At 43.3% G+C, this 22,992-nt stretch carries 32 protein-coding genes and 1 pseudogene; 25 read left to right on the top strand and 8 right to left on the bottom strand.

Annotated features, from left to right (window positions below; all coding sequences use genetic code 11):
- Nucleotides 1-93: 93 nt before the first annotated feature.
- A complete protein-coding gene (locus tag ACXAC1_RS12490; protein WP_475063824.1) occupies nt 94-243 on the bottom strand; it encodes an EAL domain-containing protein in 150 nt (49 codons plus the stop codon).
- A gap of 96 nt (nt 244-339) precedes the next feature.
- Nucleotides 340-1,347 carry a GyrI-like domain-containing protein gene (locus ACXAC1_RS12495; RefSeq protein ID WP_475061797.1) on the bottom strand — a complete coding sequence of 336 codons (1,008 nt, stop codon included), beginning with the start codon at nt 1,345-1,347 and terminating at the stop codon, nt 340-342.
- A 147-nt stretch (nt 1,348-1,494) separates the two neighbouring features.
- On the opposite strand from ACXAC1_RS12495, the gene ACXAC1_RS12500 reads away from it, so the two are divergent.
- A complete protein-coding gene (locus tag ACXAC1_RS12500; RefSeq protein ID WP_475061799.1) occupies nt 1,495-2,157 on the top strand; it encodes a cytochrome b/b6 domain-containing protein in 663 nt (220 codons plus the stop codon).
- Between the two features lie 31 nt (nt 2,158-2,188).
- Here the strand turns inward: ACXAC1_RS12500 and ACXAC1_RS12505 are convergent, their stop codons facing one another.
- Nucleotides 2,189-2,626, bottom strand: coding sequence for a YebG family protein (locus tag ACXAC1_RS12505; protein WP_475061801.1), 438 nt, complete (start codon nt 2,624-2,626; stop codon nt 2,189-2,191).
- Nucleotides 2,627-2,751: 125 nt separating this feature from the next.
- Between ACXAC1_RS12505 and ACXAC1_RS12510 the strand changes: the two genes are divergently transcribed.
- From ACXAC1_RS12510 to ACXAC1_RS12530, 5 genes are all read left to right on the top strand, one after another.
- On the top strand, nt 2,752-3,606 hold the full coding sequence (locus ACXAC1_RS12510) for a mechanosensitive ion channel family protein (protein WP_475061803.1): 855 nt from the start codon (nt 2,752-2,754) through the stop codon (nt 3,604-3,606).
- A 12-nt stretch (nt 3,607-3,618) separates the two neighbouring features.
- A complete protein-coding gene (locus ACXAC1_RS12515; RefSeq protein ID WP_133563161.1) occupies nt 3,619-4,203 on the top strand; it encodes a DUF1439 domain-containing protein in 585 nt (194 codons plus the stop codon).
- 57 nt (nt 4,204-4,260) lie between these two features.
- Nucleotides 4,261-4,740 carry an FKBP-type peptidyl-prolyl cis-trans isomerase gene (locus tag ACXAC1_RS12520; RefSeq protein ID WP_133563159.1) on the top strand — a complete coding sequence of 160 codons (480 nt, stop codon included), beginning with the start codon at nt 4,261-4,263 and terminating at the stop codon, nt 4,738-4,740.
- A gap of 272 nt (nt 4,741-5,012) precedes the next feature.
- On the top strand, nt 5,013-5,381 hold the full coding sequence (locus ACXAC1_RS12525; RefSeq protein WP_133563156.1) for a hypothetical protein: 369 nt from the start codon (nt 5,013-5,015) through the stop codon (nt 5,379-5,381).
- The gene (locus ACXAC1_RS12530; RefSeq protein WP_475061805.1) at nt 5,378-6,754 is read left to right on the top strand and encodes a class II fumarate hydratase; all 1,377 of its coding nucleotides are present in this window, start codon (nt 5,378-5,380) and stop codon (nt 6,752-6,754) included. The genes ACXAC1_RS12525 and ACXAC1_RS12530 overlap by 4 nt, the downstream gene beginning before the upstream one ends.
- 107 nt (nt 6,755-6,861) lie before the next feature.
- Here ACXAC1_RS12530 and ACXAC1_RS12535 read toward each other — a convergent pair whose 3' ends face one another.
- From ACXAC1_RS12535 to ACXAC1_RS12545, 3 genes are all read right to left on the bottom strand, one after another.
- Nucleotides 6,862-8,211 carry a PepSY-associated TM helix domain-containing protein gene (locus ACXAC1_RS12535; RefSeq protein ID WP_475061807.1) on the bottom strand — a complete coding sequence of 450 codons (1,350 nt, stop codon included), beginning with the start codon at nt 8,209-8,211 and terminating at the stop codon, nt 6,862-6,864.
- Between the two features lie 58 nt (nt 8,212-8,269).
- On the bottom strand, nt 8,270-8,647 hold the full coding sequence (locus ACXAC1_RS12540; RefSeq protein WP_475061809.1) for a DUF2946 family protein: 378 nt from the start codon (nt 8,645-8,647) through the stop codon (nt 8,270-8,272).
- A 102-nt stretch (nt 8,648-8,749) separates the two neighbouring features.
- The gene (locus ACXAC1_RS12545; protein WP_475061811.1) at nt 8,750-9,019 is read right to left on the bottom strand and encodes a DUF3820 family protein; all 270 of its coding nucleotides are present in this window, start codon (nt 9,017-9,019) and stop codon (nt 8,750-8,752) included.
- A gap of 712 nt (nt 9,020-9,731) precedes the next feature.
- Here ACXAC1_RS12545 and ACXAC1_RS12550 point away from each other — a divergent pair.
- From ACXAC1_RS12550 to ACXAC1_RS12620, 15 genes are all read left to right on the top strand, one after another.
- The gene (locus ACXAC1_RS12550; protein ID WP_475061813.1) at nt 9,732-10,517 is read left to right on the top strand and encodes an HNH endonuclease; all 786 of its coding nucleotides are present in this window, start codon (nt 9,732-9,734) and stop codon (nt 10,515-10,517) included.
- A gap of 96 nt (nt 10,518-10,613) precedes the next feature.
- Nucleotides 10,614-11,057: a GNAT family N-acetyltransferase gene (locus ACXAC1_RS12555; RefSeq protein ID WP_475061815.1), complete on the top strand. Its 444-nt coding sequence runs from the start codon at nt 10,614-10,616 to the stop codon at nt 11,055-11,057.
- 84 nt (nt 11,058-11,141) lie between these two features.
- Complete coding sequence (locus ACXAC1_RS12560) at nt 11,142-11,420, top strand: hypothetical protein (protein WP_475061817.1); 279 nt, start codon at nt 11,142-11,144, stop codon at nt 11,418-11,420.
- A gap of 112 nt (nt 11,421-11,532) precedes the next feature.
- Entirely contained in the window at nt 11,533-11,937 is a 405-nt protein-coding gene (locus ACXAC1_RS12565) for a DUF1801 domain-containing protein (RefSeq protein WP_475061818.1), read from the top strand.
- A gap of 157 nt (nt 11,938-12,094) precedes the next feature.
- Nucleotides 12,095-12,859 carry a hypothetical protein gene (locus ACXAC1_RS12570; RefSeq protein WP_475061820.1) on the top strand — a complete coding sequence of 255 codons (765 nt, stop codon included), beginning with the start codon at nt 12,095-12,097 and terminating at the stop codon, nt 12,857-12,859.
- A 68-nt stretch (nt 12,860-12,927) separates the two neighbouring features.
- Entirely contained in the window at nt 12,928-13,299 is a 372-nt protein-coding gene (locus tag ACXAC1_RS12575) for a hypothetical protein (protein WP_475061822.1), read from the top strand.
- Nucleotides 13,300-13,388: 89 nt separating this feature from the next.
- Nucleotides 13,389-14,048 carry a hypothetical protein gene (locus tag ACXAC1_RS12580; RefSeq protein WP_475061823.1) on the top strand — a complete coding sequence of 220 codons (660 nt, stop codon included), beginning with the start codon at nt 13,389-13,391 and terminating at the stop codon, nt 14,046-14,048.
- A gap of 32 nt (nt 14,049-14,080) precedes the next feature.
- The gene (locus tag ACXAC1_RS12585; RefSeq protein WP_475061815.1) at nt 14,081-14,524 is read left to right on the top strand and encodes a GNAT family N-acetyltransferase; all 444 of its coding nucleotides are present in this window, start codon (nt 14,081-14,083) and stop codon (nt 14,522-14,524) included.
- A gap of 84 nt (nt 14,525-14,608) precedes the next feature.
- Nucleotides 14,609-14,887, top strand: coding sequence for a hypothetical protein (locus tag ACXAC1_RS12590; protein ID WP_475061817.1), 279 nt, complete (start codon nt 14,609-14,611; stop codon nt 14,885-14,887).
- Between the two features lie 112 nt (nt 14,888-14,999).
- Nucleotides 15,000-15,404: a DUF1801 domain-containing protein gene (locus ACXAC1_RS12595; protein ID WP_475061825.1), complete on the top strand. Its 405-nt coding sequence runs from the start codon at nt 15,000-15,002 to the stop codon at nt 15,402-15,404.
- 154 nt (nt 15,405-15,558) lie between these two features.
- Nucleotides 15,559-15,876 (top strand): hypothetical protein, encoded by a 318-nt coding sequence (locus ACXAC1_RS12600; protein WP_475061827.1) that lies wholly within the window; start codon nt 15,559-15,561, stop codon nt 15,874-15,876.
- 109 nt (nt 15,877-15,985) lie between these two features.
- Nucleotides 15,986-16,963, top strand: coding sequence for an alpha/beta hydrolase (locus ACXAC1_RS12605; RefSeq protein ID WP_475061829.1), 978 nt, complete (start codon nt 15,986-15,988; stop codon nt 16,961-16,963).
- 21 nt (nt 16,964-16,984) lie between these two features.
- Nucleotides 16,985-17,581, top strand: coding sequence for a hypothetical protein (locus ACXAC1_RS12610; RefSeq protein ID WP_475061830.1), 597 nt, complete (start codon nt 16,985-16,987; stop codon nt 17,579-17,581).
- Between the two features lie 123 nt (nt 17,582-17,704).
- Entirely contained in the window at nt 17,705-18,190 is a 486-nt protein-coding gene (locus ACXAC1_RS12615; RefSeq protein WP_258511003.1) for a GNAT family N-acetyltransferase, read from the top strand.
- A gap of 155 nt (nt 18,191-18,345) precedes the next feature.
- A complete protein-coding gene (locus tag ACXAC1_RS12620; protein ID WP_475061832.1) occupies nt 18,346-18,762 on the top strand; it encodes a VOC family protein in 417 nt (138 codons plus the stop codon).
- Nucleotides 18,763-18,881: 119 nt separating this feature from the next.
- Here the strand turns inward: ACXAC1_RS12620 and ACXAC1_RS12625 are convergent, their stop codons facing one another.
- On the bottom strand, nt 18,882-19,172 hold the full coding sequence (locus ACXAC1_RS12625) for a type II toxin-antitoxin system RelE/ParE family toxin (RefSeq protein ID WP_475061834.1): 291 nt from the start codon (nt 19,170-19,172) through the stop codon (nt 18,882-18,884).
- Nucleotides 19,165-19,386, bottom strand: a complete 222-nt coding sequence (locus ACXAC1_RS12630) for a TA system antitoxin ParD family protein (protein ID WP_012518669.1) — start codon at nt 19,384-19,386, stop codon at nt 19,165-19,167. The genes ACXAC1_RS12625 and ACXAC1_RS12630 overlap by 8 nt, the downstream gene beginning before the upstream one ends.
- A 186-nt stretch (nt 19,387-19,572) precedes the next feature.
- On the opposite strand from ACXAC1_RS12630, the gene ACXAC1_RS12635 reads away from it, so the two are divergent.
- From ACXAC1_RS12635 to ACXAC1_RS12650, 4 genes and pseudogenes are all read left to right on the top strand, one after another.
- Entirely contained in the window at nt 19,573-20,304 is a 732-nt protein-coding gene (locus ACXAC1_RS12635) for an LEM-3-like GIY-YIG domain-containing protein (RefSeq protein ID WP_475061835.1), read from the top strand.
- Between the two features lie 97 nt (nt 20,305-20,401).
- Complete coding sequence (locus ACXAC1_RS12640) at nt 20,402-21,367, top strand: hypothetical protein (RefSeq protein WP_475061837.1); 966 nt, start codon at nt 20,402-20,404, stop codon at nt 21,365-21,367.
- A 228-nt stretch (nt 21,368-21,595) separates the two neighbouring features.
- Nucleotides 21,596-22,269: pseudogene (locus ACXAC1_RS12645) on the top strand (IS91 family transposase); the annotation flags it as partial.
- 298 nt (nt 22,270-22,567) lie between these two features.
- Nucleotides 22,568-22,990 carry a gamma-glutamylcyclotransferase family protein gene (locus ACXAC1_RS12650; protein ID WP_475061838.1) on the top strand — a complete coding sequence of 141 codons (423 nt, stop codon included), beginning with the start codon at nt 22,568-22,570 and terminating at the stop codon, nt 22,988-22,990.
- The last annotated feature ends 2 nt before the right edge of the window (nt 22,991-22,992 follow it).

Genomic DNA, 22,992 nt, shown 5'->3' on the forward strand with positions numbered 1-22,992 from the left:
TTTTTGAGCATCGTTATTAGTTTAGACGGCAGGAAGTGATCGGGTAAATTTCAACATTGCCGAAAACTTATCTTCTGGTATTGGCGGCGAGTATTAGTATTCCTGCCCATAATGACAGCCGTTCTTATCCATATCGCGCACAAAAGCGCGATCTATTTTGATGGTATCAACGTTTGAACGACTAATATACGCCAGAGAGCTCATTCCTGTACCAAGGTCGCCAATGGATAACTTTACACCGATTTATTTAAAAGCATTAAGGTTTTGTGGAATGGTTTGTAGGTTTAAGTTTGGTTTGATCATGATCCACTTCCCTAACGTTGATGCTTAAAACTTAATTTACAGGATTGGTAGGTATAAAACCGTAACAAATTGCAAAGCATTCGCCGTTTCTCTCGGAGAAACTTCGTAAACCTCAAGGCTAGTGCGTCGGTTAGCTGGGCGCAGACCATGAATACGGCAATAGGTATGCAATGTATGCCAAGCCAACCAGAGGTGTTGATAGCTACCTTGGTATTTTAAGCTCATGTATTTGCCGACAAAAGTGAGTCGCTCAGGCTGAGCTTCGCAGGCACTCAAGCATTGAATCGGAATGCCAAGTTTTCCTGTGAAATAGTGTTGGCGGATGTCTGCGTCCTCATAAAGGGCAAAACTAGGACCTGCGGGACGATTTTCAGGTCCGAGGCTAATGATCAGATCCCTAAAACCTTGTTCCATTTGTACCGACATAGGGTGATCACTAACGATAAAAGGGCGAGTCACGGCATCAACATTCGGTAATTTATGACATCCGTTGTGTGTTAGCTGTACGTTAGCATCGTTCTCTGGAACCAGTTGGGCTTTAAGCCTCAGTAGCAACAAACGCATATCAGCATGAAGTGATTTTTGAAAACGGCCGTGGACAATACGCTGCCACATGTTCAATTGGCTACTGGCATGAAGTTGCATCATGCCTTGCTCTTTTTCCGTTGAAGTCCAAGTTATCTTGACCTGAATCGGAGCTGGATAAAAATAATCGCTGACGATTGAAAAAGACAGGCCATCCTTCAGGTCTAAAGCAGTAACATGGCATGATATGGTTTTTAAATGAGGCCCTTTAAGGCGAATACTGGCTCCGATAGTCTCATTGTCTTGAGCCGGTGAGACTTGGACAGCCGTTTCATCATCGTAAAGACTCCAAGGTAGCCAACTGGACCAGAACTCAATTTCTTTAACCTTATCAATAAGGGCTTCGGGAGAATTAGAAAGCAAAAGAGAGTGCTGTACGTATACGTATTTCTGCGTAAACAGTAGGTACCCCACAATGGCGATTAGCAGGGCAAGACAAATCATTAGCCCGATGATCATGGTTTATGCTCCTTACTGTCATAACGACGGACAGAAGTGAAAGCTTTTTTAACATCACTGTCACGGATAAAAAGGCGAACCTTATGGTCAGTATAGTGACATATTGTGGTTTACATCAAAGATGGCGCGTCATAAAAGGAGAAGGAAATGGCAAACATCATGATTTGGGATTGGCCAGTCAGGCTACTCCACTGGTTGATGGTTTTATTATTTACAGGGTTAATCGTCACAGGTAAAGGCGATGGGGACTACATGGACTGGCATTTCTATATGGGCTATGGATTGTCAGCGGTGATCATCGCACGAGTGCTGTATGGCGTGTTGGGGTCTGAATATGCGCGCTTTAAACAGTTTTTGTATCAGCCACAAACAGTCTTACGCTATGCAAAGGCATTATTGGTTGGTAATGCTAAACATTATTTGGGACACAACCCCGTGGGGGGACTGATGGTCGTCGCTTTGTTGTTAGCTCTGTCACTGCAATGGGGAAGCGGCCTGTTTATCAGTGATGAAATTTTCCTATTTGGGCCTTTTTATGGCGCTATCTCCGATGATTGGACTGAGCAACTTGGTGCGATGCATCATAGCCTTCCTGATATTTTACTGATCCTAGTGGCGACTCATATCTTCGCTGTGCTGTATCACGAGCTTCGCTTTAAAGAGCGTCTTGTTGCTGCGATGCTGCATGGTAAGAAGGCCACCCATGACCCAAGTGCTGCGTTGACAGTTAAAACGCCACGGATCGGTGTAATCGTATCTATGGTTTTTGCTTTAGCTTGGCTAGGCTGGCTCTGGAGCATCCCTGTTTAAAGCATAACGAGCTGTAGCGAAAGCGATGCCATTAAGCGGCATCACTTTCGTTGTAGATATCGTCCTTGTTGTAATCGACATCATCGTTGGCGCGATATTCTTCAGTGTCATCGATGTAAGAGTTTTCATCTGGCTCTATGACCAATTCTTCCACTGATGTCGCTTCTACTTCACTGGATGCTTGCGACTCGTTTTTAGACGGAGGCGTAGCTTTTGATGCGGGTTTCCTAGCCGCTTTTTTGCGTTTGTTCCCTAATGCTTCTAATACGTCTTCCTTGTTTTCCGCTAAGAACATGGCGAGCTGACTAATGTCATTAGCGTCGGATAAGGTACCGCTTTCTTGCAGCAGATCCTCTAGGTTTTCAGCCGTCTCCAGCAGTTTGTCATAATGGTCTGCTTCTGCTTTAGAGGAGAAGGTCATCTTTTCAACACCGTTTCGTTCAACAACATACTTAATTACGACAGGCATAAATCGCACCTCATTTAAAATACTGTATAAAAATACAGTATTTATTTTAATCTTGTCCAGCTTTTTATTTGGCTAACGACACCTAGATTGGTAAAGTTGCGCCACTAAAATAAGGTAAAAAAGTTATGTCTGATTTTGAATGGCCAGATGTCGATACGGCATTTATTACAGAAAATTTTGAGTTTCTAGCAACCTTGCTATGGTTGCTGAGTATTTTTGTTATTCGCCATTTTGTAAAGCGTGCTATAAGAGCAAATGATAAGCAAGATGTAGACCGTAAGCGGCGTCGTCTAAATGCGGCTGACAATGTTTTTAACCTGATATCATTTGTCGGTTTGATATTGATCTGGTCTACGGAATTGCAAAATATTGCGATCTCCATTGCCGCATTTATGGTGGCGTTGGTCATCGCTACGAAAGAGTTTATCTCATGTATTGTGGGGGCCTTTTATAAAGCCAGTACCCGTCCTTATCAGGTTGGAGATTGGGTGAAGATCGGGCATTTTGAGGGTGAGGTAACGGACAGTGATTGGTTGTCAACAACCCTGTTTGAAGTTGACTTCAAAGGTGGTAGTTATGCCTATACAGGGCGAACCACCGTGGTACCGAACAGTGTGTTACTGACTAACTCCGTGCAGAACTTAAACTACATGCGTCGTTATGTTGAACACAGTTTTTCGATTTCTAGACTGACAGATGACGTAAACCTGTTTGAAATCAAGGAGCCCATTCTTGCTAAAATACGTGAGTATAGTGAGCACTTTCACGAAGTTGCCATTCGTTATAACAGTTTGATAGAGAAACGACTCGATATCAAAATCGCAGGCCCAGAACCCTCTGTTAGAGTGAAGACCACGGTAGAAGGCTACAATGTTTTTACTGTATCGCTCTTTTGTCCGACCGATGAAGCGGCAGAGATCGAGCAAAAGGTTACGGAAGACTTTATGCGAATTTGGTATGAGAAAAAGCGTCAGCATTAGGAGGCGCAGAAAATGTTAAAGCGTAAGTTATTAGGTTGGGTGACGATTGCATCGACGGTATTGTTGACCGGTTGTGCTGACATGAGTGTGACAGAGCAAGAGTTAAATCAGGAAGTTGCACAAAGATTAAAGACTACTCAACCTGATGTCATTAAATTGACCCTAGAAGAGTCGACGCTCAATCTGGATCTGCTGATTAAGCAAGCCGATATCGACCTGACTGAGCGGGATGGCGGGTTAGTGATGGTGGACATGAAAACCGATATACGTGGCGTGCTGAATGTCTTTGGTCAGGAGATGACCATGAAAGCCGAGCTTGATCCATCGTTTGAATCTGGGCTACGTATTGAAGAAGATCGTATTTATTTAGTTGGTGCGAAATTGACTCAGGTAACCGTTCAGGGCTCCAGTATCAGCGATCAAATGTTACGTAATACACTGGGATCACTGCATGATGAGTTCGAAAGTGCCTTGGCACGTTATTTCGATACGCATCCGGTCTATGTTCTGAACCACTCAGCGGTGGAAAAAGCGGCTGCTAAGATGGTGAAAAACATCGTGATCACCGACGATACCATTGAATTCATGATTTTTTAAATCTATCTTGCCGCTAATTATTCAACTGAGCGGCAGCTTTATTAATGAGGAAAACCTATGTCTATTTCAGACAACACAGTTGTGCAGTTTCACTACACTTTACGTGAAGGCGACACGTTAATCGAAACGTCTGCAGGAAGTGAGCCTTTGGCTTACTTACACGGCCATGGCAACATTATCCCAGGTTTGGAAAAGGCGATGGTTGGCAAAGCGGCGGGTGATGAGTTTGATGTAACGGTACCTTGTTCAGAAGGCTATGGTGAGCGACAAGACGACAAAACTCAGCAGATCCCAGTAAAACATTTGCAAGGCGCTAAAAAGTGGAAGCCAGGCATGGTGGCAACGGTTCGCACCGATCAAGGCCTACGCCAAGTAACGATCGTAAAAGCAGGCTTGAAGCATGCTACAGTGGACTTAAACCATCCTCTTGCTGGTAAAGAGTTAACCTTCTCAGTACAAATTCTTGAGACGCGTGACGCAACAGAAGAAGAAATCGCACACGGCCATGCCCACGGTGTTGGTGGTCATCACCACTAAGATTTTTCCAGCTGCCGTTGCTAGACGGCAGCTGTCTCTTTCCGCCTTCTTATTTCTCTTTGTTTCCCCCAGATTTATTCTGTTCTTTTATTCCCAACAAAAGCTACTTCATCTTTACTAAAGCTTTATCCGCTTCGCTATCGTGTGCCTGTACAGTGTTTCAGTATTGCCGATGATCAAGACTTTAAATTAAATGAGAATCATTACTTGACAATGCTGGTATGTGGTGTTTAATTGATAACTGTTATCATTTGCATCAAGGGGCTTGAGCTATGACGAATCACATTGTTCCGTTTTCGGTAATTGAGCAGACTATAAAACGTGGTGTGGCGTCAGATTCACCAAATGTTTTGTATCATTATTTAGACACCAGTGAGGCTTATGCTGAGCAGCTGGGCATCTCTGAATCTTACAATCTATACAAACGCGTCTATCAAGTCCTGCTTGAGACAGTGTGCGATGCGGCAGTACCAATGCACTGGCGTGAGCTTTGTTTAAATGCGATCAATCGCCCTTTGTTGCAGTTGAAGCGTTTTGTGATTACCGACCAAGACGCCGTTGAATACTTTCGGTTAGAACATGAATTGCGAGCATTGAGCCATTATTTCATGGCGGGGATGCCGTTTGGAGTGAAGCAATGAAAACTCGAATTGAAGCGGATAGCATGGGCCAACTAGAGGTACCAGAAGACGCTTTATACGGTGCGCAGACACAGCGTGCGATCAACAATTTCCCTATCAGTGGCCAGCCTCTGCCTGAGTCTTTTATTCGTGCCTTGATTCAATTGAAACAAGCCGCGGCGAGAGCCAATCAATCATTGGATTGTATTAGTTCTGATATGGCAACAGCCATTGATGGCGCTTGTTCAGAGTTACTTGAGTCATCGGATTTGATGACGCATTTTCCTGTCGATGTATTTCAGACAGGCTCAGGCACCAGCTCAAATATGAATGCCAATGAGGTGATTGCCACATTAGCGACGGCAAAATTGAATGACAAGGTTGGCGCGAACGACCATGTCAACTTTGGCCAAAGTAGTAACGATATTATCCCAAGCGCAATCCATGTCAGCGCGGCCATTGAGGTGACAAAGCGATTGATCCCTGCGCTTGAACACCTGACGCAAACCGTGCGCGAGAAAGGGCAGTCACTACAGGGCTATACTAAAACGGGACGCACCCACTTGATGGATGCCATGCCCGTGCGTTTGGATCAAACCTTCAATGGTTGGGCGGCGCAACTGCAAGACAATATCGATAACTTGAAAGCTATCCTGCCTAAAGTGACCAAACTTGCTCAAGGTGGCACAGCGGTAGGAACCGGTATCAATGCTCACCCTGAATTTTCAGGCAAGATCTGCCAAGAACTATCGGCTTTGACTAACGTTACCTTTGCGCCAGGTGACGACTTCTTTGCGCTGATCGGTTCCCAAGACACCGCCGTCGCCTTGTCTGGCATCCTTAAAGCAACGGCAGTGACCTACATGAAGATCGCTAACGACCTACGTTGGATGAACTCAGGACCATTGGCGGGGCTAGGGGAAATTACTCTAGAGGCTCTACAACCGGGCTCTTCGATCATGCCAGGTAAAGTTAACCCCGTGATTCCAGAAGCTACAGCGATGGTTGCGGCACAAGTGATTGGCAACGATGCAGCCATTACCATTGGTGGCCAATCCGGAAACTTCGAGCTAAACGTCATGCTTCCTGTGATCGCTAGTAACTTGCTGAACAGCATTCAACTACTGAGCAACAGTGGTCATCTATTGGCGGACAAAGCCATTGCCACGTTAACGGTTAATGAAGACAAGCTGAACGAAGCATTGGCGAAAAACCCAATACTAGTGACTGCATTGAACCCGATTATTGGTTATCTAAAAGCCGCAGAGATTGCGAAAAAAGCGTACAAGGAAAAACGCCCAGTGATTGATGTGGCGGCAGAAGAAACCGACTTAACGCGTGAAGAGCTGGAAACCTTGCTGGATCCTGCGAAGTTAACCAAAGGCGGTTTATAGTATTTGGAAGATTCATCAAGGACGATGAAGCAGGCTGGGATGGTACGCAAGCCACACCCCAGCCTTTTTTATGGGTTTCGCACTGTCTTAAATGACAGACGTCCGTTTTATGTCCAAGCTTTTCGTAGCGTTGGAGCAGAGAAGGACGCGATCCAATCCAGTGCTAAAATCGCCACCATGCCGATAGTTGCCATAGGGAAGAGCAGTGAGATGGGTAATAGCATCCATACGGCATGCTTCCAGCGCTTTAGGTCTTTCGGTAATGGCGGTGCTGCCAGCGCTTTCGCAGGACGGCGTTTCCACCACATCACAACGCCAGACACACACAGCAGCATCACAGCCAAACAAAATAGCGTACAAGCGACCAAGTTCCAGACACCAAACTGTCCCATATGCAAGGCAATGCCGAACGCCATCGACTTGGCAAACCAGTTGTAATCCATAAAGCCAACATCAGCGATCACAGAACCAGAATAGCGATCATAATGTACGGTACGGTCGTCTAAAGCATTATTGATATCACGTCCCATAGTGCTTGCTGTTGCGGTGAAAACCCCTGTCTCGCCTTTCGGAAAATGCACTTGGAAACGAGTAAAGCCCATTGCTTTAGCATCCGCAACCACTCGGTCCAGCGTAATCGTATCTTGGCCAAAGACTGGCGCACCTGACTCCGGTAAAGGGGCTTGCTCAAGATTCCAAGGTACCTGTTTTAAACCTTTTACGTTCAGGTCTTCGTGAGTCAACGTTGACGAGACATTCTTAGCGCTTTGCTCAACAGGGAAAGTGCTCCAAGCTTGTACCATCTTACCGCCCCAGACACTGGCCCAAGCCAGTCCAGAGATGCAGAAAAACAGCAAAATAACCGCGACCCAAATCCCCACAACACTGTGCAGATCGCGCCATAAACTACGGCCTTTACCATTAATACGCGTGGCGGCTTTCCATAGAGATTGGCCAGATTGAGGCCACCACATATATACACCAGTCAAAATAAGTAGGATCGTGAAGCTTACGGCGATTTCAATTAACCAATCACCGGTAAGGCCGATCATAAAGGTGCCATGGGCATCATCCGCCCAAACATACCAAGAGTCAGTAATGCTGATATCGCCGCTGATTTGTCCTGCGTATTGGTCAACAAACACGGAGCGAGTATCATCACCGACTGCTACCTGAAAGCGTGTCGCATCGGTTGCATCATCGGAGACATACAATCGCTTAATGGTGCTATCTGGGTATTGGTCAGCGACCAACTGATAACGCTCTTCATAGGGAATAGGGGAGTCAGTGACTTGCGAGACTTTGTACAAATCATCGTGCAACACTCGCTCGATGATCGGGTCAAAAATCATCACCAGGCCAGTGATGGCCAACATCATTAAAAATGGAACAACATACAAGCCAGCAAAAAAGTGCCAGCGCCAAACGGAACGGTAAAAGTCCTTCGTGCCAAACATTAGAAATCCTGCAACTAATCGGGCATAAAAATAAGATGCCCCAACAGTCGTCAGGGCATCATGCTAGTTTTTGATCTTTACTCAACGCAGGATTAAAGGGTGGGGCGCGAGCTTGAACGGTACGTGGGGTAGCCGTTAGCAAAGCGGAAGTCGGCGCAATGGAATGATCGAACGCCTTAGTCGGAGCATGGAATGCCATCGCCGTGACGGCGATGTCCATAAAGAAATGGGTACAAGGACAAGAATGCGAACTGCTGTGTTGGCTCGCTTTGTCGTTATCTGAAGAGTCACCACTGTAGACGTAATAACTTTCTACACCCAGCGTGGTACAGATCTCGATCCGCTGCGCGCCCGTTTGACCAATGCCATTCACTAGCGGTACGGCAAAGTACGCTAGCCAGCATAAAATCAAAAAGAAATGAGAGCGGCGTTTCACAGTCAATATGGATCGAGTTTATTAAAAGTGGCGCAACTTTACGAAAGCTGCACTAAATGAGCAAGCAATAACTGAAAAGCACTTGTCGCAAATCAGCGCTAATCAGTCCATCTCATCAAAGCGAATTTGAACTTTAGGCTGCTTCGGCTTCGCTGTTTCTGGCAGCTTCAACGGCTCAACAATCTTCTCCAAACCATTCACCTTAACCTCCAACGCCAACTGCAACCAACGACCTAACTTACCCTCCGGCCAGCCTTTATGGTTAAACCACAGCAAATACTCCTCCGGCAAATCCACAATCAACCGACCCTCATACTTACCAAACGGCATCTTCTGCCGCGCAATATCCAGCAAACCCTGCTTCTCAATCATAACCAACTACCTCCCAAAACAAGCCCCGCATACTACCACACAACCGCCCCGTAGGAGCGGGTTGCACCCGCGACCAAACTCGCATAGCTACGATAAATCGAAGCCCCAAAGCAGTACGACCTCTGGTTTTTGTAGGAGCGGGTTGTACCAGCGACCAAACTCGCAGCGCTACGATAAATCGAAATCCCAAAGCTGTATGACCGCTGGCTTTTATCGGAGCGGGTTGCACCCTCGACCAAACCCGCAGAGCTACGATAAATCGAAGTAACAAAGCTGTAGGACCTCGGTCCCCGAGGGATCAGCCTGCAAACTAGGCAATCTTTCTAGGATGCAACTAATCCGCTTCAGTTCTCCCGTACGAGCCGACTCCTCTCGGCGATAAGACTAGCAACTCAGCAGGCAATGAGAAATCTCAGCTTGGCGATAGATGAGATTAGGTAAAAAGCAAGTCAGGTCATAAGGCTTGAGGGAAGCACTTGCCTTGCTTGTTGAATCACGCTACAAAAGGGTACATTAAGAACCAATATAGCGGTTGATCAAAGACGATTTGATGCGGAATAGACCAGAGGATCTTTGGTTTTAGCGAGTTATACAGCAGGGAAGTCCCACCATGAAAAAAGCAAATCCCCTATGTAGAACGCAGCCGTTCAACAGTGGGTTATAGCCGCAACTACGCTGCTGTATAACCCTTAATTGTTAAATGGAATCAGGAATGAATCAAATTCTTCAGAAATGTCATGTTTTTAATTTTAGTGAGTCATATTCCTATGCTGACAAAGTTAGGAGGGCAATTTTTGAAGATGATTTTTTGGCTGACCCTATTGAAGTAGCAAGTGATCTTGATAATCAAATATTAAAGCCTCAAAAGTGGTCGCTGTTACATGATTATATTGACTATGTTGTTCGCGATGATTTGAACTTCTATTTTCGCGGTGGCGGCTGGGATTACGAAGATGTTAATCCATTATTTTCTATGCTTGAGGCACACAGTGTTGGATATCTAACTCTAGAGCAATATATCGAAGAGCATTTTCGTGATGATGAAACAGGAGAAACAATAGTAGTAACCGAAGAGCACATGGAAGAATATAAATACGAATATGCTTTGAATTATCTAGAAGATATCGTGTTAGATAATCTACTTTCTATGATTGTTCCCGAGGTTTTTACACTGCTATTTTCTGATCGTGAAGCAATGAAGGCTTTCAATCTAAAGGTAGCTGATACTCTTGGATCTAGAACGCCTAGGTGCACTTATTGGCCCAAATGGCTGGAGCGGGCGCTATTTTGTAGAGAGAAAGGCCTGTGTGCATTATGCAAGGCCGATTTAACGTCACTACATCATGTGAATGGAAAACTTGCGATTGATCATATAGTCCCTATCGCCCTCAATGGTGTAAATGATCCAACCAATCTACAAATACTTTGCGAAGCCTGTAATGGAAAGAAGAGCGGTAAAGATGTGGTTACTTCAAATGCGTTGCCGGTATTTTGGTAGCCAATCATTTAACAAGCGCAAGCACGCGGACCAATTTTCCGCTGCGCTCCAAATTGCCCGGTGTTGCGGGCGTTATACGGTTAGAGGAATCGTCAAGTGATAGAAGCAGTATCAAGTAAGAACATCGAAGAAGCGCTCCCGCTAATTAGAAAATATCAGGAGTTCTATAAAGTTCAGGGGATTGATGATGATAAAAACAGAGCATTCTTTTCACAGTTCAGCGAGCACGGAAATGATGGCTGTCTTTTCCTGTTCAGGAATAAAGCTGGAGAGGCCGTGGCTTTCGCAACTGTATATTTTACGTATGTCTCCAGTATCCCAGCTCGGGTAGGCATTATGAACGACCTTTACACATTACCGAATCATAGAGGAAAAGGGATAGGTAAGCTTCTTATCAATCATTGCCTTGAATTTGCCCTGAAAAATGGTGCAGTCAGACTGCAATGGCTTACAGCTCAAGACAATCATCAGGCTCAAAAACTTTACGACTCTCTTAATACAAGTAAAAGTACTTGGCATGTCTACACATACAGCGCATAACCAAGCAAAGCAGTTCGGCCCTTCGGGCCCGGACGTCGCTTTGCTCCGCCGCTGTTTGCGGCGTTATGTTTTTAGGAGAAGTTTGTGAGCCACATTGAAGGAAAAAGTAAAAATGAGATTTTAGAAGATCTCGTCAGAGTTGCTCAGCCAAATAGTGCGGTTCATGAACAGCAAAAATCTGCAATAACTGTTAGGTGCACAGAAGACATTCAATCCTCAATTCAGTCTCTAGAAACTCAGTTGGCTAAAAATGCAGAGTCATCTGATAAAGTGGGCAATAGAATTTTTTGGTTAAATGTAGTTCTGGCAATTGCAACGCTAGTCGGAGCCGCCGCTACTGTTGTCATTGCAGTAAAAACATAACAAGTAACTAAAGCGAGACAAATAAAGCTTGGCTTTGTCACTGCGTTCCTAATTTTAGCCAAGCTAATTTTTTGCCACTTAGCTTTGGGCGTCATGTGAATAGGAGGTTCCAGTGAACAAGGTAGTCAAAGAAAGCTTCGATAAATATCCGGAAAATGCTCGTATTAGGCTAGAGGAGCTACGAAATCTAGTCTTTCAAATCGCATCTGATTTGGAGTTGGGTGAAGTCGATGAAACTCTAAAGTGGGGTGAACCTAGCTATAGTGTAAAAACAGGCAGCCCGCTAAGAATAGACTGGAAGCTGAAATCTCCTAACAATTATTACCTGTTCTTTAATTGCCAAACTAAGTTAGTCGATACATTTCGAGAATTGTATGGTGATGAACTGTTGTTTCAGGGAAACAGAGCAATAGTTCTGTCCTTATCAAAAGCGTTACCAGAAACAACAATCAAGTCCTGTTTAGAGTTAGCTTTAACCTATCAACAGCGTAAAAATTTACCTCTTTTGGGCGCGTGAAAAAATTCACATAACAAAGCGTTCAAGAGGGATTCCCAACGCTCGGCATTTTGGGTTTGATTCAGCTTGAGTGATTACGGCACAATGGTTTAGGTTGGGTGGTCTGCGTTGCTCACCCCTTAACGCGGCGTTAGGCCAATCAGAGGAGGATAGATTAATGGTATGGTATAAAAATACTTTCGGTTGGAGCGCAATTTTGTCAGCTATAGCAATTGTTTTGTCCCAATCTCCTCCCGTAAAGGACTGGTTTCCAAATGATTCTCTCATCATAAAATATGGGGATCGTATTGGTATAAACAACGCCATAGGCCTAACGGGCTATCATGTCACTATGGAACTAGAAAACAGCGGTAATACGACACTGCCTATTGAATCGGTAAAACTAACGGTAGTTGACCCTAATGCAACAACTAAAATATATACCGCAGAAACATTGTCCACTCCATCTTCCTCTGGGGCTGTTTTGAATCTACCGGTAGCGTCTTTGGCTTTAGAGCCTGGTCAGAGGTGGTCTGGAAGTGTTTTTTTTAACAAAAACATCTCACCAAATGAAGAAGAGAATTTTAACTCAATTAGGCTGTTAATATCTCAAAATATACAGGAAAAAATACAAAGGCAAACGTGGGATGAGTACAACCCTAACTCCAACATGCCCGCAGACGAAGATGTATTTAAGCAGGCTGTAGATTTCTTTAATTCTAAGTTTGACCTTGAAAAGGGACTTCACAGAGCATCTGTGGAAGTAAAGATTAGGAATAAAGATTCAGTCATTGAACCGTTTGAGTTTACTTTATTTGAATATCATTTTGAAATGATAAAGGCACAGGTATCTGACTACAAATATGGTTTCGGAATCTATTTACCTCATCTTCCGAACAAGCAGTTTAGTGTCAAATTACAGCCTAACAAACACGTCAATTAGGACGCTCGCAAACTCGCGCCTATTACGTGGGCGTTACCTGTCCTTCATCATTAACAACGGAGTAAGTTATGAGTGACAATGAAAATGAAGTAGTACCTTTCAACGAGATTAAGACAAACGGAATTAACTTAGATGCTGCTGTAGAGCAAGGCCAAAAAATGACAGCCATGCTTAAATCAATGGGCATCAAGGAAGCTACATTTGATAGTGGTGCCCACTTTACTCATGATAACGAGAGTCAAACTAGCACTCTTGCTGCTGACGGTATTGTAATGCAGCAGAGAGAACATACCACTACAGTAACCTTCCGAAATGCTGGAAGCACAGCAGAGCAAGCACTTGAAGAAGTAAAAAATAGCGGCTCCACGCAGAAAACGCTTGGTGCGTTTTCGGGTACATATCAGCAGCGCATATCTCAAATTCTGGCGGATGACGAGTAAACAGGTAACAAGCAAAGGCAGCATCGCCCTGCGGGCTGGACGCGCTAACGCGCGCCGCTGCTTTGGGCGTTAACCCTTAAGGAGATGTCGTGGCATATATTGCCGGAATGGACTTTCATATTGATCTAGACATCAGTGAGATCGAAATAGAAAAAACAGAGCAATATCTAAAAGATATTGTACGTAAGTACTCTGATATTATTTTTCGTCAAGATACCGAAGTGCTAGTAAGGCTCGAAGATGGTAGTCTTAAAGTAAAGCTTGCAATAGTTGGTGCCATTTACATAGGTATCGGCCAATATGGTTCTTTTCGTTCAGGGATTGACTACCTCATTAAAGATGCCAAATCTCTTAAAGAAATTGTTACTAGTGAGATTGTTAGAAATGGCCTTAATGAGTCAGATATCATAGATAGCAAAAGAATTTACTGTGATCCCGACAGAATACGCCGAGTACTTCTAGCAATTGATCGGCTTGAATCTAAAAAAGAGGTCTCTGAAGGTGAGCTACTTAAAGAGATCTCAAAAATTAAGAGCTCAATTCGAAATATCTGTGATTCAATCGGCGAAATAGACGCTGGGTTCTTCGCCTCATCAGTTTCAAAAAGATACTGGCCAGATGACCGGCGAATTCCGGAATATGTTCGCAGATTTCAGATCGTCGCTAGAGAAGAAGATATCGTGCCGCCCCCAGTCGATAGCTTAAGCTCACCTGGGGTTAACAAAGCATTGCAGCGGACAAGCCGCTGAATGCGGCGTTATACGGTTAGAGGAATCGTCAAGTGATAGAAGCAGTATCAAGTAAGAACATCGAAGAAGCGCTCCCGCTAATTAGAAAATATCAGGAGTTCTATAAAGTTCAGGGGATTGATGATGATAAAAACAGAGCATTCTTTTCACAGTTCAGCGAGCACGGAAATGATGGCTGTCTTTTCCTGTTCAGGAATAAAGCTGGAGAGGCCGTGGCTTTCGCAACTGTATATTTTACGTATGTCTCCAGTATCCCAGCTCGGGTAGGCATTATGAACGACCTTTACACATTACCGAATCATAGAGGAAAAGGGATAGGTAAGCTTCTTATCAATCATTGCCTTGAATTTGCCCTGAAAAATGGTGCAGTCAGACTGCAATGGCTTACAGCTCAAGACAATCATCAGGCTCAAAAACTTTACGACTCTCTTAATACAAGTAAAAGTACTTGGCATGTCTACACATACAGCGCATAACCAAGCAAAGCAGTTCGGCCCTTCGGGCCCGGACGTCGCTTTGCTCCGCCGCTGTTTGCGGCGTTATGTTTTTAGGAGAAGTTTGTGAGCCACATTGAAGGAAAAAGTAAAAATGAGATTTTAGAAGATCTCGTCAGAGTTGCTCAGCCAAATAGTGCGGTTCATGAACAGCAAAAATCTGCAATAACTGTTAGGTGCACAGAAGACATTCAATCCTCAATTCAGTCTCTAGAAACTCAGTTGGCTAAAAATGCAGAGTCATCTGATAAAGTGGGCAATAGAATTTTTTGGTTAAATGTAGTTCTGGCAATTGCAACGCTAGTCGGAGCCGCCGCTACTGTTGTCATTGCAGTAAAAACATAACAAGTAACTAAAGCGAGACAAATAAAGCTTGGCTTTGTCACTGCGTTCCTAATTTTAGCCAAGCTAATTTTTTGCCACTTAGCTTTGGGCGTCATGTGAATAGGAGGTTCCAGTGAACAAGGTAGTCAAAGAAAGCTTCGATAAATATCCGGAAAATGCTCGTATTAGGCTAGAGGAGCTACGAAATCTAGTCTTTCAAATCGCATCTGATTTGGAGTTGGGTGAAGTCGATGAAACTCTAAAGTGGGGTGAACCTAGCTATAGTGTAAAAACAGGCAGCCCGCTAAGAATAGACTGGAAGCTGAAATCTCCTAACAATTATTACCTGTTCTTTAATTGCCAAACTAAGTTAGTCGATACATTTCGAGAATTGTATGGTGAAGAATTGGTGTTTCAGGGAAATAGAGCAATAGTTCTGTCCTTATCGAAAGCGTTACCAGAAACAGCAATCAAGTCCTGTTTAGAGTTAGCTTTAACCTATCAACAGCGTAAAAATTTACCTCTTTTGGGCGCGTGAAAAAATTCACATAACAAAGCGTTCAAGAGGGATTTCCAACGCTCGGCATTTTGGGTTTGATTCAGCTTGAGTGATTACGGCACAATGGTTTAGGTTGGGTGGTCTGCGTTGCTCACCCCTTAACGCGGCGTTAGCCATTTATAAGGATATAGAAATGACAATACTTCGGATAAGTCGTGACAGCGGCTTTGCGGATAGAACCAGAGACTACACAGTCATTGCCAATGGCAGCACCTTGGGAAAGATAGGGAACGGAGAAACCAAAGATTTTAAAATTGATGCAAATGAGCAAGAAATCTATTTAAGTGTAGATTGGTGCCGTTCAAATAAACTCACTGTCGTTCCCTCAGAGGGTGGGATGATTCACCTTACAGCCGAATCATCATTGCGTGGTTTTAAATTGTTTTTGGCACTTGCATACATAGTGTTAATGCCAACCAAGTACATAAGGTTGTCTCAGGCTCATGGCTAACAAAACGCTGTTGCCGCTCACTTCGTTCGCTGGGACGCAAACACGCAGGGCCGCTTCGCTATTATGCCCTACGTGCCTGCGCCCCAAAGCTTAGCGTTAGGGTTTCAAAATGAATTTCCGAACTATATTTTTAGTTTTTCTTTTTTTTGCTGGTTCTGTGAATGCTCAAAGCGTAAGCACTCATACTATCGGCAGGTCTGATGGCTCAAAAATTACTTATTATCTACTTCATCAATTAAATACACCGCTAAACGATACGTTATTACTAATTCTTCAAGGTTCTGACTGCAACAGCGTATTACATATCGAATCAGTATTTACAGATTATAAGAATGTTTGGCCAGAAGCAGATGTCCTTCTAATAGAAAAATACGGTATTGATGGAGGGTTAAGCTTTAGTTCAGATGCTGAACGTAAGGACTGTCCAGCTAAATATATTCATAATGATAGCCCAGAGCAGCGAGTAGCGGATATTCAAGCGGTTCTTGATGCTGTCCGCAAAGATCGTAAATACCCCAACCTCATTGTACTTGGGGGGAGTGAGGGGGCTGTTATTGCCAACTTAGTTACTACAAGAATTAATGATATAAATGCAACGATTTCTTTCAATGGTGGTGGCCGAAAATTTATTGATGATGTTATACATAATATTAAGTCAACATCTGTAAATAGTAGTGAATTAGAAGAGAGCGTTAAGGGGTTTCGAGGCTTTTCAAATCATATTATCAATAGTAAGTCATCCGAACTTGAGGTAAGTGGGCATGGTTACAACTGGTGGTATCAAATGCTGACTATTGACCAATTTGAAATTCTTAAAAAAGTGAACACTCCATTGCTTGTCATTCAGGGAGGAAGGGATTTAGCTGTTTCACCTCAAAAAGTCGATGAAATGATGCGGGCACTTGTGAAAACAGGAAAAGGCAATATTGAATACCGAACATACGAAAAACTTGATCATGGATTCGTGAATATACACGGAGAAAACAACCGTGAATTGGTTGTAAAGGATATAAATGTTTGGTTAAAGTCAAAACTCAGACCCCCTAACAAGTCAATGCAACCGACCGCTGAAGCGTCGGTTGATTGAAGCGATATAAGCCTCAAAGATATGATTGAAGAAATTGAAGGAAAACTCACTCAAGTTCGTGCTAGTGGAATAGCCGATCTACTTGCAGTAGTAACAGAACAATTCGTATTCCACTGTAACACTGTGAGCCAAGTGTACGAAAAATATGGGAAGATACCTGAGGATGAGTGCCTAGTTCAGGATAATTTGACTGCAAAGAACCAAGCAATTGTTTCACAAGTTTTTTCGGCAATGATAATAGAAGCTTTTTACTTTGATTACTATCATGGTAAAAAGTCTAAATCCAAGGCTGAGGAGTGGTCTAAGCAAAGCCCGGTAAAACAATTCATGTCTCTTGCACAAGAGTTTTGGGGCATTAAGAATGTCGAAGAAACTGAACTTTATAGCCAGCTAAATGATTTGAATAAAGTTAGAAAAAGATGGGTTCACAACCAAAGTACTCAACTAGGTAAGTATGTTAAAGATCTAAATTACCTTTCAGCGGACGGTTGCATCGATTTTCTTAGAAGGTTTTTCAAATTTATTAATGAGCAAGATCCTTCATACAAAGCTGCAAAATTAATTTCAGAGCACTTGTCATCTTTGCAGTTACAAATGAAAGGTTACACCGGCTTATAACAATCAAATTAAGTTGCTCGCAGGCTCGCTGGGACGCAAACACGTGGGCTGACTCGCTTCGCTCGGGATTTTAGCCCACGTGTTTGCGTCCCCTTATTTGGGTGTTGTTCTAGGAGGAAATTCATGATTAGGGAAATCACAAAAGCCGATTTTGAGTCGTTTTGGCCAACATTTTCAGCGGTAATTCAGGCACAAGAAACTTATGCCTTTGACCCAAATATGACGCTAGAGCAAGCATTCGCTTTATGGTGTGAATCTCCCCTGAAAGCTTTTGCTTTCGTAGAAAATGACGTTGTACTGGGCTCTTACTACATCAAACCGAATGCAATGGGGCCAAGTAGCCATATATGTAATTGTGGATACATGGTTTCTAGCGAAGCTAGAGGTAAGGGCATTGCACGTCTTATGTGTGAACATTCTCAGGAAACAGCTCTAAGACTTGGCTTTGATGCCATGCAATTTAACAGCGTGGTCTCTACCAATGAAGTTGCGGTGAAGCTTTGGGAGAAGCTAGGGTTTCAAATCATAGGTACAATTCCAAAGGCATATAAGCATGCTCATCTAGGGTTAGTTGATAGCTACGTCATGTACAAATGGCTACGAACATAACAAGCAATTTAAGAGGGGTTCACAACGCTTGGCATTTTTGCTTCTACTTCAAATTTAGTGCTTATGGCACAATGCTTTAGGTTCGGGTGGTGGCGTTGTTCACCCCTTAATTGGGCGTTATGCCTACTCAAAGTCGTAAGTAGTTAAGGATAAATATGAAACAAAGCATTGTTCACATCGCTTTAGTTGTAAAGGATTATGATGAAGCGATAGACTTTTACGTGAATAAGTTAAAATTTGAACTTATCGAAGATACATACCAACCAGAGCAAGATAAGCGTTGGGTTGTTGTTTCACCTCCAAATTCAAATGGCGTCACTTTGCTTTTAGCCAGGGCATCAAAACCAAAGCAAGAAGAGTTTATCGGCAATCAATCGGGCGGACGAGTATTCTTATTCCTAAAAACAGACGACTTTTGGCGTGATTATGAGTATATGAAGTCTGTTGGCGTAAAGTTCGCAAGAGAGCCATCTAAACAAGAGTATGGAACAGTTGCAGTATTTGAGGATTTATATGGCAATCTATGGGACTTACTTGAGTTTGAAGCCGAACATGTTATGGCGAGTAGGTAGGCATAACAAGGCGCTTAACACGTATGCCACTGCGTGTCATACTGGGACAAATACGCGGCGCGGCTTCGCCATTGTAGCGCCGCATATTTGCCCGTTAGCTTAGCGTTATACGCAATTGGTCAGAACAACTTTTTAACATCGCGGTAAAAGTTTTCATGTGAACCAAGAGCTATTAATTCAAGAATTACAGTGCCGTCTTCGTAGCTGTAACCTAATAAAGTTAACTGCTTAACCATCTTGAACTTGTACACGCGAAGAAAAGCTAGGTCGCCTTTTTTCTGTTCTCCTAGAAGAGGATCGTCCATCAATCCCTTTACAGCTTTATCCAAGTCTTTTTTCTGATTCTCATGTAACCTCTTTACTGCTCTCTTAAAATTAGCTGTCTGTAAAACACTCGTAATCTTAGCCAAAATCGTAAGGCTCCAATTTGCCTGCCTCTTTTTCCGCTTTGGAAATAATTGCTTGTTTCACGAATTCGTATGGTAAATCAGGATTATCTTCCATCATTTCACCTATTTTTGCCCAATGCTCAATCTGTTTTGGCATCGTTCGGTTTAGTGCTTTACCCATAATGGTAGCTTTCTCAACTAGATCTTGGTCTAGTCTTACGCTCGCGGTTGCCATAATATGTCTCCTTATAGTTCATTATCACATTGTAGCAATGCGCTACAGGTGTGGCAAATTGCGTATAACAAACACATCAACTCAGTCGCTAGCGCTCCTTGGGACAAAAACACGTAGGCTCCCTGCGCTTCGCTTGGTATTGTAGCCTACGTATTTTTGCCCGTTATGCGGGTGTTAGGAATACATATGCACTCCGACATCAAATGGAATGAATTGAAAAATTATGTTTACGCTTATGTAGACCCAAGAAAAGATGAGGTCTTCTACATAGGGAAAGGGGTTAACAAAAGGGCTTTATCACACTTGCGAGATCAAAAGGAGTCTGACAAAGTCAAACGAATCAAAGAGCTAAATAGCTTAGGGCTAGAACCGCGCATAGAGCTAATTCGTTATGGGCTTGAAACAAGCCAAGAAGCCGAACAAATCGAGGCATCATGCATTGATATCATTGGAATAGAAAACCTAACAAATGAGGTTAGAGGAAAGGGATCTAAAGCAGCAGGGAGAAAGACGCTTGAAGAGGTTTCAGCTTTAATATCAATGCAAGATGTTGAGGTAGATGACCCAGCAGTTATCATCCTGATAAATAAACTATTCTACTACGGTATAGATGAATTAAGTCTTTACGAAATTACACGGGGTTGTTGGAATAGGCTACCCAAAAACTATAGAAATGCAAAATACGCACTAGCAGTTTATGACGGCATAATTCAAGAGGTCTACGAAATTGCGGGTTGGTTTAGTGCAGGATCTACTCAATATTTCAATCGAAAACTTAAACATGAAGCGGCCGATAGAATGGAGTTCGTTGGAAAAATAGCGAACAACCCAGTCCGAGAAAAATATAAGAACAAATCCATAAGAAATACCGTAGGTCGCAGTTATGGATATAGTACAAAATGGCTAAACCTTGATTAAGCTCCTAACAAATCATCAACTACGCGCCTACGGCGCCGGACGCGGCAGAACCGCGCCGGTTATTGAGGCGTTAACTCAACCACAAGGAGACCATATAGTGAAGAGAATTGAATTTTCGATACCCTTTTCAGTCGAGCTTACAGAAGAGGGGGCATGGGAGGCCCTTAACGAAAAACAAACGTCATTTGGAATAGTTCGTTGCCATTTTCAGTTGAACGAACGGTTTTTGGATGAAACCCATAAAGTTGGAGATGCATTAGCCGTGTACAAGTCTCCTAAGGGGGTTGGATCACAGCATGTAATAGCATCTAGTTTTGAGCTGGAGAAAATAAATCAAATCTCTTCCATCAAGAAGTTTTTGATAGAAAACGAATCTACAGCGACATTCGCTACTGAGCTCGCGGCCAAAATGGGATTTTCTAAAAGAAACGAATTGTCTGCTAGGGTTAAAGCTGAGCTTTCAGAGAAGTTAAAAACTAATATATCAACAACAAATGAACTCCACGAAAGCCAGAAAATTCGAGAAGCTATATCGTTTGAAATAACAAATACTATTGATCCGGAAATAACAGATCCTATTGTTGCAGTTCCTGTCTATAAACGTAAGGCTTACGATCTTCTCTTAGGGTACGTCGATTTCTTACGTGTGGATTATGAAAGAAGCCTCTTTGGGCTCAGAAAAAAAGCAAAAAAGAACCCGCCAATTGTCGATTTTAACAATCATCCAAATATTATTAAGTTTGGCCTTCCTATATCCACAATCATGTACTGGGAGTTTCTTCCAAAAAGTTCAGCATTAATGCTTGAGTCAGAGCACAAGGTTGAGGTTCAAGATGCAGAGCAGGTCACGGTTGACTACCCCCAATGTGAAAAGGTCAAGTTTATTAAATTTCCTGATGTCCCAAGCTTGTACCAAATTGCCAATGCAGCGTTTCCAAAAAGATGGATATTGAGAAAGTCCGAAGATCAAAATTGGACTGAGGAAGAACTAAAGAAAATTGAACTGGAAGAAGTAAAAAGTGTAAAAAATGGCTGGTGGGGACGGCATGGAAATCAGAGTTAACAAGTCAATCAACTACGCGCCTTCGACGCCGGATGCGCTAAAGCGCGCCGGTTATTGAAGCGTTGAACTAAGCCGCTTCGCGGGTCTTTTCTCAGTTTCCCCAATTCCCTCATTTAGAGCCAGACTTAATCTTCCACTCAACAACGGAGAATTAAGTTATGACCCCTTTACGCCAGCAAGTCATAGACAGGATGACCCTAGAAGGTTTTTCTGTGTCTACGCAAAGAGCCCTCTGGCGTGTATAGAGATCAAGGCTGGCATAGTCTGAGGAAACACTATTTTCTTCCAGTAAAGCTGTTATCAAATCGTTTTAGAGGGGCTATGGTCAGTCAACTAAGAGCCGCTTTTAGCAAAGGGTTATTGCCAGCATTATCCAAAGCGGAGGTGGGGCAGCTACTGAATGTTTTGATGCAAAAGCCTTGGGTGGTCTATTGCAAATCGGCGCTTGAATATCGCTCGACCTTGGTGACGTATTTAGCACGCTATAGCCATCGTATTGCCTTATCTAACAACCGCTTCCAAGTGTGGAACAACGACAAAATCAGCCTCCAATATCGAGACTATCATTCCGGCAAGCAATCGCTTTTAACACTCACGCCACAAGAACTGGTAAGGCGTTTTTTACTGCATGTCTTACCCAAAGGATTTATGCCTTTCTCATAAATAAAAAGCGGCATTATAGCTGTTTGTCCAATGCCATAAGAGCCAAGGTGAAGAAGTGGGTAGATAAGCAATTAGACAGGTACGAGTGACGAACCAATGAAGACAGTGAAAAGACGGCTGAATCAAGCTGTTCATGCCCTGTTTGTGGAGAACGAACTGTTACTTACCTTGGTGATGTCTCAGAGAGTAAAGTGACAGAGAGGCTTCGCGTTATGCTGCCATGGGACAATGGCAGTTAGCGTTAGCACATAGTGAGATCAGAGTGTAAATACAGATCAGGTCATAAGGCCTGAGGGAATCGCTTGCCTCTCTGGTCAAATCACGCTACAAATGGGTACATTAAGAACCAATATATCGGTGATCAAAGACGATCTGATGCGGAATAGACCAGAGGATCTTTGGTTTTAGCGAGTTATTTAACAGGGAAGTCCCACCATGAAAAAAGCAAATCCCCTATATAGACAACGCGGCCGTTCAACAGTGGGTTATAGCCGCAGCTACGCTGCCATATAACCCTTAATTGTTAAGAATTAGCTCATGGAATATCTAGTATTTGTATTTGGAACTTTGAAAGAAGGGTTTCCTAATTTTAAATCAAATAAAGGCGTTCGATTGCCTGGCGACTTTATAACCAAGAACAAGTTTCCCTTGGTGTTGGTCGGTGAGAGGTTCTCACCATGGCTAATTCTTGATGAGGGGAATGGGCATTACGTTAAAGGTCAGGTGTTTCAAGTTAATGAGAGTGCATTCACCGAAATGGACACCTTGGAGCGTATTGACGAGCCGGATGGGTATAGAAAAGTTCAGATTTCAGTCGTTGACACTGAGAATGGTCATGAGGAATTAGTATATGTATATGGAAAAGAACCATTCCAATTGCAGGATGCTGATGTACGTAAGAGATTAAACGGTGAATACCTGCTGGAGCACTCTAAACTCTATCGTAGTCGGTATTCTTAACA

The sequence above is a fragment of the Marinomonas sp. AWM4_232 genome (assembly GCF_056158325.1).